10 protein-coding genes are annotated in these 12,179 nt (G+C 42.6%); 9 read left to right on the top strand and 1 reads right to left on the bottom strand.

The window, feature by feature from the left end:
- Window positions 1-237 precede the first annotated feature (237 nt).
- The 9 genes from AC1P5O_RS01565 (at window position 238) to gcvH (ending at window position 10,781) form a co-directional block, all read left to right on the top strand.
- Window positions 238-555 carry an ArsR/SmtB family transcription factor gene (locus AC1P5O_RS01565; RefSeq protein WP_005266304.1) on the top strand — a complete coding sequence of 106 codons (318 nt, stop codon included), beginning with the start codon at window positions 238-240 and terminating at the stop codon, window positions 553-555.
- Between the two features lie 226 nt (window positions 556-781).
- Window positions 782-2,530, top strand: coding sequence for a SulP family inorganic anion transporter (locus tag AC1P5O_RS01560; protein ID WP_005266303.1), 1,749 nt, complete (start codon window positions 782-784; stop codon window positions 2,528-2,530).
- A gap of 328 nt (window positions 2,531-2,858) precedes the next feature.
- A complete protein-coding gene (gene sstT, locus AC1P5O_RS01555; protein WP_004731137.1) occupies window positions 2,859-4,055 on the top strand; it encodes a serine/threonine transporter SstT in 1,197 nt (398 codons plus the stop codon).
- A 42-nt stretch (window positions 4,056-4,097) separates the two neighbouring features.
- A complete protein-coding gene (locus AC1P5O_RS01550) occupies window positions 4,098-4,772 on the top strand; it encodes a YoaK family protein (RefSeq protein WP_004647063.1) in 675 nt (224 codons plus the stop codon).
- A gap of 15 nt (window positions 4,773-4,787) precedes the next feature.
- Window positions 4,788-5,324, top strand: a complete 537-nt coding sequence (locus AC1P5O_RS01545; RefSeq protein ID WP_348942047.1) for a DUF2058 domain-containing protein — start codon at window positions 4,788-4,790, stop codon at window positions 5,322-5,324.
- A 165-nt stretch (window positions 5,325-5,489) separates the two neighbouring features.
- A complete protein-coding gene (locus AC1P5O_RS01540; RefSeq protein ID WP_005266301.1) occupies window positions 5,490-6,764 on the top strand; it encodes a mechanosensitive ion channel family protein in 1,275 nt (424 codons plus the stop codon).
- Between the two features lie 226 nt (window positions 6,765-6,990).
- Window positions 6,991-8,844: an ABC transporter ATP-binding protein gene (locus AC1P5O_RS01535; RefSeq protein WP_005266300.1), complete on the top strand. Its 1,854-nt coding sequence runs from the start codon at window positions 6,991-6,993 to the stop codon at window positions 8,842-8,844.
- Window positions 8,845-9,295: 451 nt separating this feature from the next.
- On the top strand, window positions 9,296-10,324 hold the full coding sequence (locus tag AC1P5O_RS01530; RefSeq protein WP_005246182.1) for an AraC family transcriptional regulator: 1,029 nt from the start codon (window positions 9,296-9,298) through the stop codon (window positions 10,322-10,324).
- Window positions 10,325-10,406: 82 nt separating this feature from the next.
- The gene (gene gcvH, locus AC1P5O_RS01525; RefSeq protein WP_004647068.1) at window positions 10,407-10,781 is read left to right on the top strand and encodes a glycine cleavage system protein GcvH; all 375 of its coding nucleotides are present in this window, start codon (window positions 10,407-10,409) and stop codon (window positions 10,779-10,781) included.
- Between the two features lie 72 nt (window positions 10,782-10,853).
- Here the strand turns inward: gcvH and AC1P5O_RS01520 are convergent, their stop codons facing one another.
- Complete coding sequence (locus AC1P5O_RS01520) at window positions 10,854-12,050, bottom strand: PilT/PilU family type 4a pilus ATPase (protein ID WP_005266299.1); 1,197 nt, start codon at window positions 12,048-12,050, stop codon at window positions 10,854-10,856.
- Window positions 12,051-12,179: the final 129 nt, after the last annotated feature.

Here is a 12,179-nt window from a genome sequence, read left to right as displayed (position 1 = left end):
ACAAGCATTTTTTTGCTTTGTAGATGTTTGATGAAACTTGCACTTGATTGCACGAATGTGAACTAAAATACTTTCTGCACTATGCAATAAATTTATCTTATCTATCAATATTTAAAATATAATTTTAATTGATAATTCAATTCATTAAAAACCATAAAACTTAACTGTTTTTAGCAAGGTATTACGGGCTAAGACCCGTATAATTAGCGGGCTGTAACTTTATAATGGACATATTGAATGAAAACCGATTTTGAAATCACGACTATGCGCGATTCAGCAGAACAAGTCGTCGGCATTTTAAAATCTCTGGCCAATACCGACCGTCTTCTTATTTTATGCCATCTGTCTCAAGCGGAACTGAATGTTTCAGAAATTGAGGAAATAACTGAGATTAAACAGCCGACTCTTTCCCAACAGCTCATGATGCTGCGTAAAAGCGATGTGGTAGATACCCGACGCGACGGCAAACAGATTTATTATTCAATTAAAGATCAAAATTTAATTGTGGTCTTAAACACCCTTTATCAATTGTATTGCGGCAATTCAGCTAAATAACGAATCTTTCTTTTTTCAGTCATCAAGATGAGTTTCTTTAAACTCTTATTGATATCGTTCTACACCATTCAATCAAGATCATAAAACTTTAAAATAGGGTTTTTGAAATGATACGTGACTGGCCCAGATGATTCATTTTATATGAATCATCAAGAATCTAGATCAGCTAAGACTTCTTAGCAGAATTTGTGCATAATATATCTATATTTGTGATTTAGACCTTTTTATGCCAAATTCCAAGTCTAAACTTCTGCATAAACTGCCTGCCTGGGCATGGTTAAGCCACTATACGCCGGTCAAATTTAAGTCCGATGTGCTGGCCGCCCTGATTGTGGTGGCAATGCTGGTGCCTCAAGGGATGGCCTATGCCATGCTGGCAGGATTGCCGCCGATCATGGGCTTATATGCCAGTATCCTGCCGATGATCATTTATGCGCTGCTTGGTGGGAGTTCGACTTTATCGATTGGCCCGGTGGCCATCATTTCCATGATGACTTTTGCTACGCTCAATCCACTTTTTGAAGTCGGCTCACCGGTCTATATCGAAGCTGCGACCTTATTGGCACTGATGGTCGGGATTATTTCCCTGCTTTTGGGATTATTTCGTTTTGGTTTTCTGATCCAGTTGATCAGTCATCCAGTGATCCAAAGCTTTATTATTGCCTCTGCCTTATTGATTGCTTTTGGGCAATTAAAGTTTTTGGTCGATCTTCCCTTAAAAGCCAATAACATTCCGGAGTTTGCCAGCAGTTTGCTGCAATATTTTCCGCTGCTGCACGTGCCGAGTCTGATTTTCGGCCTGCTCTCTATCGGTCTGTTGATCTATCTGCCCAAGTTATTAAAATCTCAGGCGGTACAAAGCCGGATCGGTTCTACAGATTTTTTAGTCCGTGCGGTGCCCCTGATTCTGGTATGCCTCGGGATTGCGGCGATTGTCTTTCTGGATTTAAAGCTTCAGGGCATTAAAACCGTCGGTGCAATCCCATCCGGTTTCCCGCCCTTGTCCTTTCCTCACTGGAACTGGGAACTGGTGATGACCTTGTTACCTGGTGCCAGCATGATCGCCATGATCAGTTTTGTGGAATCCTTGTCGATTGCTCAAGCTACGGCCTTACAGCAACGCAGTCATTTAAACAGTAATCAGGAACTGATCGCGCTCGGTCTGGCCAATATCAGTGCAGGCGTAAGTTCAGCTTTTCCTGTGACGGGCAGCCTGTCGCGGACGGTGGTGAATGCGGATGCCGGTGCTAAATCACCTATGGCCGGTGTTTTATCCTCGATTCTGATTATTTTCGTGAGCCTGTTCTTTACCGGATTTTTTGAAGATCTGCCGCTGACCATTCTGGCCGCGACGATTATTGTTTCTATCTGGAAGCTGGTTAATTTCCAGCCATTTTTTGATGCCTGGCGCTATTCCAAGGCAGATGGCCTTGCCATGTGGATTACTTTTCTCGGCGTGGTCCTGATTGATATTTCGACCGGCTTGATTATTGGGATCGTCTCGACCTTTGTGCTGATGTTATGGCGAATCAGCCGACCGCATATTGCGGTCGTCGGTCTGGTCGAAGGTACCCAGCATTTTCGAAATATTCAGCGGCATCAGGTCAGTACCTCCGATCGGGTGCTGTCACTGCGGATTGATGAGAATCTGACGTTTCTGAATGCCAATAGCTTTAAAGGTTATCTGATCAATGAGATCAGCCTGAATGACCAGCTACAACATGTGATTATCAACTGTTCCAGCATCAGTGCGATTGATCTGAGTGCCCTGGAAATGCTGGAAGATTTAAATGCAGAACTGGCCAAACTGGATATTCGCCTGCATTTTGCCGAAGTTAAAGGTCCGGTCATGGACAAGCTGCAAGCTTCTAAATTGATGACGCATCTGAGCGGTCGGATTTATCTGACCCATTTTCAGGCGATTCAGGACCTGGCGCCAGAGATCTTTGAGCAGCATAAAGATTATACAATTTAAGACAACAGATACTGGAACTTATGGCCGGAGATTCAAACCGGTCATAGCTCCAATATTTTTTGAATTTTCAAATATAATTTGAATTTATCTATTTAACTTTGATATTTATTTCATGAATACAATTTTAAATATGCTGATTTATTCATCATTGTAAGAAGTTTTTCTTCAATATAAGCAATGTTTTAAACCCGTTAATTTTTGAATATATCAATAATATCAATATCTTGTTTTTAATATGAAAATATATTTTAAGCCTTGTTTAAATTAAGTATAAAATAGCGCAACTTTTTCCCAAATTTAGCCCTCGTAATTTTCACAAGGCAACCTTATGTTTTCTGCCCTTATGCGCATGAGCTTAGTCTCTCGAATCATCATCGCCATTATTTTAGGTGTGGGTGTGGCTGTGGTATTTCCCGAAGCTACTCCCTCATTAAGCCTATTGGGCGACCTGTTTATTAAAGCCTTGAAGTCTGTTGCACCGATTCTGGTTTTCATTTTAGTTTTAGCTTCTATCGCGAATTTTAAAGTGGGCCAATCTAACGCCGCCATCAAGCCGATTATGCTGATGTATGCGGTCGGTATGTTCCTTGCTGCACTGAGCGCTGTGGTGTCGAGCATCTTATTTCCAAGTACGCTGTTCCTGGATATTGCTGCACAGGCTGACTTGCAGCCTCCTGGCAGTTTGGTAGAAATCCTGAAGAATTTGCTGCTCAGCTTTGTCGCCAACCCGGTTGTTGCAATTGCTGAAGCAAACTTTATTGGCATCCTGGCTTGGTCAGTGGCATTAGGCATCGCTTTCCGTCATGCATCGGATAGCACCAAGACGCTTTTGAATGATGCAGCCTTTGCAGTGAACTATGTGATTCGTTTAGTGATCAGCTTTGCACCTTTGGGTATTTTTGGTCTGGTTGCAGTGACTTTTGCTGAATCTGGTCTGGATACGCTGACCAGTTACGTACATTTACTTGCTGTGTTGCTCGGAACGATGGTTTTCGTTGCACTGGTAATTAATCCGCTTCTGGTTGCCTTAATGACACGCAACAACCCGTATCCACTGGTATTCACTTGCTTGCGCGAAAGTGGCATTACCGCTTTCTTTACCCGTAGTTCGGCAGCCAATATTCCAGTCAATCTGGACTTGGCAAAACGTCTGGGCGTCAAGGAATCAACTTCAAGTATCGCAATTCCTTTGGGTGCTACGATCAACATGGCAGGTGCTTCTGTGACCATTACTGTATTGTCATTGGCGGCTGTAAATACTTTGGGGATTAGCGTCGATTTCAGCACTATGCTCATTCTTTCTGTGGTGGCAACCGTTTCGGCATGTGGCGCTTCAGGTGTTGCAGGCGGTTCATTACTATTGATTCCAGTTGCATGTGGCCTGTTTGGTATTTCTTCGGATATCGCCATGCAAGTGGTCGCCATTGGTATGGTCATCAGCGTATTGCAGGATTCTACTGAAACCGCGCTAAACTCATCGACTGATGTTTTATTTACTGCAGCAGTAGACCGCGCATCAAATTGATTTTATATTGATTAATCAATATGTTTAGCCAATGATGTTGTTATGCCATTACAGCGTTTACCTACCTGGGTACAATTAGGGGCGTTTTTTCTTGCGGTCAATGCCGGCATGATTAACGTCCTGGGTCTGGTGACGGTACTGCACCAGTCTGTTTCACATATGACCGGCAATGTCAGCATGCTGGCCATGGCCCTGCTGAACTGGCAACCAGAACAGATGTTGTATCTCTTTTTGGTCACACTCTGCTATGTCATTGGTTCATCCTATAGCGGGCTCATTCTTGGAAATAGTCACTTTCGCCTAGGGCAACTTTATGGTTACCCTTTAAGTCTGGTGGCTATTTTTATTTTGATCTGCTGGTTATTGTTGCCCTATTTCCCGCGCTACGCCTTGTTATGGGCCTGTGTTGCCATGGGGGTGCAAAATGCCATGGTCAGCCATTATAAAGGTGCCATCATTCGCACCACGCATTTATCTGGCGTACTGACCGACCTCGGCTTGGCGATGGGCTACCGTTTGCGCGGTTTAGAGGTGGAATCACGACGCGTGGTTCTGCATTTGCTTATTTTGCTCGGTTTTTTAAGCGGTGGCATTCTTGCCAGCTGGCTATATCCTTATTTAAAATTAAATGCATTCCTCATCCCGGCAGTGCTGAGTCTGGTTCTCAGTCTCACGTATTGGGTGATTTATTTACGTTATCGACATCAACACGACTAATATCTGGACATTCTCATGGTTAAAAATGCATTGCAGGCACAATTGTTAAAGGCAGGATTGGTCGATAATAAAAAAGCCAAAAAACTGTCTAAACAGACTGTGCATGAAAAACGCACCGGTGACGGTACCGAGGCTGAAATCAAGGCCAAGATTGAACAAGACAAACAGCAAAAAATGGCTAAAGATCAGGCGATTGAGCAAGAGAAAAAAGCAGCTTTGCAGGAAAAAGAACTCAAAGCCGCAATCATGCAAATGATTAATCAGCACAAAATCCGTGATACTGACGGCGATGCGGTCTATCAGTTTATTGATGACAGCAAAATCAAAAAGGTCTATTTAAACCAGCAGATCTATAATGCACTGGTGGCAGGCAGTCTGGTGATTGCACGTGAAAATGACAGCTATGCTTTCTTGCCTAAAGCTCTGGCAGAGCGTATCAATGCGAAAATGCAGGGCTTTATCATTGTGAATAATTCAGAGAAAAATGAAGAAACCACCGATGAAGAAGATCCATATGCAGCTTATGTTATTCCTGATGACTTGATGTGGTAAGCATCGCGATATCATTACTGAAATATCGAAGATCATAAACCGGCTAAGTCGCCGGTTTTTTATTTGTAGGCACTTTTATTGAACGATTTGCACCAATAGATATGTTTTAAAAAGTTATCCAATATTAAAAAATCTGATCCAAAACTATAAACTTGATCTAAATTTTTGATTGAAGAGAAAGATCGTTTGGAACAGTTTAATTTTATTCGGAATATTCAAGAATGGGCAAATCAGTACCCATGGCTGGAAATGCTATCTTCACTGAGTATTGTGATTTTACTGGCGATTCTTGCCAATCTATTTGCCAAACAGATTGTGGTACGCGGAATACGTCAACTGATTTCCAGAATGCCTTTTGCCAATAATCAGATTTTTGCTGAGCATAGCGTAATTCGCCGGATTGCCAATATTGTTCCGGCAGTGGTGATCATGAACGGGATTACCACGGTACCGCATTTATCTGACAAGGTTGAGTCCTTTGTGCAAATGGGTGCACAGGCTTTTATCTTCCTGACGATTGCCCTGGCTCTTGGTGAATTACTGAATATTTTTAACCTGGTCTATCAGCGTAATCCCAAGTCACGTAACAAACCGATTAAAGGTTATTTGCAGCTGGTCAAGCTGATTATCTTTATTGTCTGTGGCCTGATGATTCTCGGCACTTTCCTGAAAAAGGATGTCTTTACCTTGCTGGCTGGCTTCGGTGCCATGGCCGCGGTGTTGATGCTGGTCTTTCAAAATACCATTTTGTCACTGGTGGCGTCAGTGCAGATTTCATCTTATGACATGGTGCGGATTGGCGACTGGATCGAAATGCCCTCGCTGAATGCGGACGGCGATGTCATTGATATGTCATTACATACCATTACGGTACAGAACTTTGATAAAACGGTGACCACGATTCCGACCAATAAACTGGTGACGGATACCTTTAAAAACTGGCGTGGCATGCAGGAAGCCGGTGCGCGCCGGATCAAGCGCTCGATTCATATTGATCAAAGCAGCGTGCATTTTATGTCGGCTGAAGAACAGAATAAGCTGAAAAATTTTATTTTGCTCGACCAGTACCTGAATACCAAATCAGAGGAACTGGAACAATTTAACCTGCAACTGAGTCATCATTCGCAATATAACCAGCGCCGTCTCACCAATCTGGGAACTTTCCGTGCCTATGTAGAGTTTTATCTGCAACAACATTCGGGCATTAGTAAAAATCATTCCCTGATGGTGCGCCAATTGCAGCCAACCAGTGAGGGTTTACCATTAGAGATTTATGCCTTTACTAATACCACCGCCTGGGTGGAGTATGAAAATATCCAGTCGGATATCATGGATCATCTGCTGGCGATTATTCCGGAATTTGGATTAAAGGTCTATCAAGCGCCTTCAGGTCTTGATTTAAAGGAAGCATTTACTCAACCATCTTCCATTATTACTTAAACACAAGTCATCCAATCTCAAGCCTGACATGCTACTGCATTTCAGGCTTTTTTATTTCATGAGATGTTTAAATCCTGACTGGCATAAATCTGGCTTTAGTTTAATTTTTATAATCTAAGTTTTAATTGAGTGAATCATTTTGTGGCAATTTCACCCAATTACGGGCTTAAAAAAACAGAATCCTTTATAATTCCCGAAAAGCAAAATGCATGATAAGAGTACGATAATGTTTCGATGGCTTGAAAGACTGGTTGACCCCTATCCCACCAAAAATCTGAACCAAACTTTACCAACCAAGTTTTTTCCATTTGTCTGGCAGGCAGCCTATGGAGTTCGCCGTTATTTACTGATTCTGGTGCTATGTACCGCCGGTGCTGCCAGCTTCGAAGCTTTCCTGTATTCAAAAATTGGTGAGCTGGTGAACTGGCTCAGTAAAAGCCAGCCCGATACTTTTTTGGAACAGCATGCCAGCAATTTAACCTTGCTGAGTATTGTTCTGCTGGCCAATATTTTCTTTGCCAGCGCACAATCCCTGATTAAGCATCAGATTCTGTATAGCAACTTCCCGATGCGTTTACGCTGGCGCTTTCATAATCTGCTGATGAAACAAAGCCTGGATTTTTTCCACAACGATTTTGCCGGACGATTATCGGCCAAAGTCATGCAAACCGCTCTGGCAGTACGCGAATTCTGGGTCATTCTGGGTGACATGCTGGCTTATGTGTTGATTTATTTCATCACCATCAATATTGTTTTAGGTGCAATTTCACCCTTGCTGATCATTCCACTAATGGTCTGGCTAGCCTTGTTTATCTGTGCCGCGTGTTATTTCATTCCGCGTTTGAGCAAAATTTCCAATGCTCAGGCGGATGCCCGTGCTGTTATGACTGGTCGTATCACAGATGCCTATACCAATATCCAGACCGTGAAGCTGTTTGCTCATGCCGGTCGTGAAAGCCAGTATGCCAAGACTTCGATGCAGGAATTTATGGTCACGGTATATAAACAGATGCGTCTGGGTGCTCAATACGAAATCAGTATTTTACTGCTGAGTGTAGTGTTATATGGCGGCGTACTGGGTACCGCGATCTGGCTGTGGATGGAAGGTCAGGCCGAGCTGGGAATTATTGCTGCAACTACAGCAATGGTACTGAAACTGAACAGTATTGCCGAATTTATGATGTGGCAGACCTCTGCCCTGTTTGAAAATGTCGGTACCATTCAGGATGGTATGAAAACTTTAGGCCGCAAAATTGCCATTGAAGATAAACCGGGTGCCAAAGAGCTACAGCTCAATCACGGTGAAATTAAATTCGAAAATGTCAGCTTTGCCTATAATGATAAAAACGTGATTGATCAGTTTAATCTGACCATTCGCCCAGGTGAAAAAATTGGTATTGTCGGCCGTTCAGGTGCAGGGAAATCTACCCTGATTCAACTGTTGCTGCATTTTTATCATATTAACCAGGGTCGTATCTTGATTGATGGTCAGGATATTGACGATGTGACTCAGGACAGTTTGCGCAAGAATATTGCATTAGTGACTCAAGATACTTCACTGCTACATCGCACTGTCGCGGAAAACATTAAATATGGTCGTCCAGATGCGACTGATAAAGAAATGTTTGAAGCTGTGCGTAAAGCCAAAGCAGAAGAATTTATTCCTAATCTGACGGATTTGCGTGGCAAAAAAGGCTATGAAGCCTATGTCGGTGAACGTGGCGTGAAACTTTCCGGCGGACAGCGTCAGCGAATTGCAATTGCACGTGTATTCCTGAAAGATGCGCCGATTCTGATTCTGGATGAAGCGACCAGTGCGCTGGATTCTGAAGTCGAAGCAGCAATTCAAAACAGTCTGGACGACTTGATGCAGGGTAAAACCGTGATTGCCATTGCTCATCGCCTGTCTACCATTGCCCAGATGGATCGTCTGATTGTGCTGGATCAGGGTCGAATTGCCGAACAAGGCACGCATGATGAACTGGTAGCATTGAATGGCATCTATGCCCAGCTTTGGCAGCGTCAAACGGGCGGCATGTTGATTCAGCAACAGGTCAAAGCATCGAAAAATCTTGATTAATACAAAATCAGCAAGACGATTAAACCGTTGACGATTTGATTGTCTTCAATACTGAACCGGTCTGGGACAAAAGAAAACTTTGCCCAGACCTTTCTTTTTAAAATTTTCTCTACAGATGAACAGCAAGTTGCCATCTATCTGGTATTTTAATGAAATGACATAACTCTCCAGTTCTGAAAGCACTCTGATGAAGCCCTATTCAATGCTTAGACAATCTTCTTGCCCTGAGCCAGCCAATGCAGAGATGTGACCGGTTCAATAAAATAATTTTAATTTCATCAATAAAATTATGTGGTTTAAATTGATTTTAATGCTGAATTCAGGCTAATCTGCCAGTGGCAGAGTCACAATCGCCAAAATTTTGTCCAACAATTTTAATGAAAAATTTGGCGGCTTCATGCCAATATCTATTTATAAATAAAAAAATTTGAATGAGTGCAACGGATCGCGCATGAAAACAATTGCTCCACGCCAAGACCAAGGAATTCCAGGTGTTTACGGTCTCCTGCTTCTCGATGTCATTTCCCGCTGGGGTTATAATAATGAGTCGCTTTTCCAACCTTTTGGCCTGACTAGTGAACAGTTGGCAGATCCTGATTTTCGTATTCCAACTCCTGTCGCCAATGAACTGGTCAAATATGCCCTGAAACTGACCGGAGAGCCGACCTTAGGTTATCATCTTGGCACACAGATGCGGATCTCGATTCATGGCTTTATTGGCTATGCCATTATGACGGCGAATAATATTACCGATGCGCTGGTACTGGCGAACCGATTTATTCAACTCCGTTTACCCTTCCTGCAACTATTTTTCTCGACTTTTGGTGCCAAAGCCACGGTACAGTTGCAAACCGATATTCAGCTTGAACCTCTGCGCACCGAAATTTCCATTGCCTTGATGATCGGTCTGATCAGTATGGCCAAAGCGATTACAGGCGTTACTGATGCGACAGGAGAAATCGACTTCGATTTCAAAAAGCCGGAAGATTTTGAACGCTTTATGGCGAAGTTCCCCACCCATCAGTTCCGTTTTGAACAACCGCATTTAATTCTGAGCTTTGATAAAAGCTACCTGATGAACAAGCTGGTGCATGCCGATCCGATTGCCAGCCAGATTGCGATTAACCAGTGTGAAACGGAACTTTCTGCCTTGGGTGAACGGCATCGGATTGCCATGCGTGTCCGGGATATATTGACCCATGCTGAGCAACACTATCTCAGTATTGAAAGTGTGGCGGATCGCTTGCACATGTCTGACCGCACCTTAAAACGTCAACTCGCCGCCGAAGGCACCTCCTTTTCTACCCTGGTCGATGAAGTGCGTTACCGGCATGCCACCTCGTTATTATCCCGGACAGATTTCACTCTGGAACAGATTGCCGATGAACTGGGCTATAGTGATGTCGCCAATTTTAGCAGGGCATTTAAACGCTGGAGTGGTCGCAGCCCGAGCAACTGGCGCAAAGATCCTTATTTATAAGGAAATATAAGCCTTTTGTTTTGCTTAAAAAGAATGTATAAAACATGTCAAAAATGATCTTAAGATTTTTAAGGAGTTATCAATGAATCATCCTGCAGAATTAAAGTACGCAAGTACACATGAATGGGTGCGCATTGAGGGTGATCTTGTTGTGACCGGTATTTCCGACCATGCACAGGATGCGTTAGGCGATTTAGTCTATGTAGAAGCACCAGATCTTGATTCACATATTACTGCGGGCGAACAAGCTGGCGTGGTTGAATCAGTAAAAACAGCTTCCGATATTCATGCACCAGTGTCTGGTGTAGTGGTTGAAATCAATCCTGATCTTGAAGATGATCCAGATTTCATTAATGATGATCCATACGGCAAAGGCTGGATCTATAAAATTAAGCCAGATAATATCGCAGATGTTGAAAAACTACTTTCAAATACAGAGTATGAAGCCGGGCTTTAATTTTGATTTTGGATAAAAAAATCAGCCTGAGGGCTGATTTTTTTGTTTTATCTAATAGAAAATTAGAATTTTTTATTCCGTTTCCGAATGATCTTCTGCATCTTTATCAGTTGTTTTCGGTTCTGTAATCATGGAAAATTGGGTGGCTTGCCCAGCCGGAGCATTGTCTTGACGATTACTTTTTAATTTGATCTGTAAACGTAATTCATTGGTTGAATCGGCATTACGTAATGCTTCTTCATAAGAAATTTCGCCTTGGTTATAGAGTTCAAATAAAGCCTGATCAAAGGTCTGCATTCCCAATTCCCGTGATTTTGCCATAATCGCTTTCAACTCATGAAACTCTCCTTTCAAAATCAAGTCTGAAATGAGCGGTGTATTTAACATGATTTCAATGGCTGCTCGACGTCCCTTGCCATCCTGAGTCCGAACCAAACGCTGTGAAATAATAGCCTTCATATTGGAGGACAAATCCATCAACAACTGATTGCGACGTTCTTCTGGGAAGAAGTTAATAATCCGGTCTAAAGTCTGGTTGGCATTATTGGAATGCAACGTACCTAAACAAAGATGCCCAGTTTCAGCAAAAGCAATCGCATGTTCCATAGTTTCTGTATCGCGGATTTCCCCGATCAAAATCACATCGGGTGCCTGACGTAAGGTATTTTTTAAAGCATTTTGCCAAGAATGGCTATCTACCCCGACTTCACGATGGGTAATCATGGATTTTTTATGCTTGTGTACATATTCCACCGGATCTTCTACCGTGATGATATATCCAGCCGAGTTTTCATTCCGATAGTCAATCATCGCTGCCAGTGAAGTTGATTTACCCGAACCGGTTCCACCGACCACCAAGACTAGACCACGTTTTTCCATAATCACATGTTTCAGCGATTCAGGCAGTTTTAACTTCTGGAAATTTGGGATTTCCGCAGTGATGGTACGAATCACCATACCGATATTCAACTGTTGCTGGAATACATTGACCCGGAAACGTGAAATACCCGGAACAGTAATCGCAAAATTACACTCAAGTTCGGTTTCAAATTCATTGCGCTGTTTTTCATTCATTAGGCTATAAGCAAAGAGCTTGGTTTTCTCAGCGGTCAGGGTCTGCTGTCCAAATGGTTTCATCAAACCTTGATGTTTAATACTTGGTGGAAAATCTGCAGTAATAAATAAATCTGAACCGCCATATTCAACCACTTTGGTTAGCATATGGTGCATAAATTTTCGTGCTTCTTCTAAAAGCTCTAGCGCAAACATTGAGATCCCCAAGTGAACGGATTTGATATTTAAATATTTGAAAAATTTATATATTCAGAGAGATATACTGGTTTTTATTGTGTCTAGAGTTAGACAAGGACACAAACAGATTTTAATAATTTGATGAAA

The organism is Prolinoborus fasciculus (genome assembly GCF_056724605.1).
The sequence above is the reverse complement of the archived record's forward strand: the minus strand, read 5'-3'. Positions and strand labels throughout refer to the sequence as shown.

Coding starts and splice junctions, on each gene's coding strand:
- AC1P5O_RS01565 (WP_005266304.1), top strand. CDS start 238: ATGAAAACCGATTTTGAAATCACGACTATGCGCGATTCAGCAGAACAA.
- AC1P5O_RS01560 (WP_005266303.1), top strand. CDS start 782: ATGCCAAATTCCAAGTCTAAACTTCTGCATAAACTGCCTGCCTGGGCA.
- sstT (WP_004731137.1), top strand. CDS start 2,859: ATGTTTTCTGCCCTTATGCGCATGAGCTTAGTCTCTCGAATCATCATC.
- AC1P5O_RS01550 (WP_004647063.1), top strand. CDS start 4,098: ATGCCATTACAGCGTTTACCTACCTGGGTACAATTAGGGGCGTTTTTT.
- AC1P5O_RS01545 (WP_348942047.1), top strand. CDS start 4,788: ATGGTTAAAAATGCATTGCAGGCACAATTGTTAAAGGCAGGATTGGTC.
- AC1P5O_RS01535 (WP_005266300.1), top strand. CDS start 6,991: ATGTTTCGATGGCTTGAAAGACTGGTTGACCCCTATCCCACCAAAAAT.
- AC1P5O_RS01530 (WP_005246182.1), top strand. CDS start 9,296: ATGAAAACAATTGCTCCACGCCAAGACCAAGGAATTCCAGGTGTTTAC.
- gcvH (WP_004647068.1), top strand. CDS start 10,407: ATGAATCATCCTGCAGAATTAAAGTACGCAAGTACACATGAATGGGTG.
- AC1P5O_RS01520 (WP_005266299.1), bottom strand. CDS start 12,050: ATGTTTGCGCTAGAGCTTTTAGAAGAAGCACGAAAATTTATGCACCAT.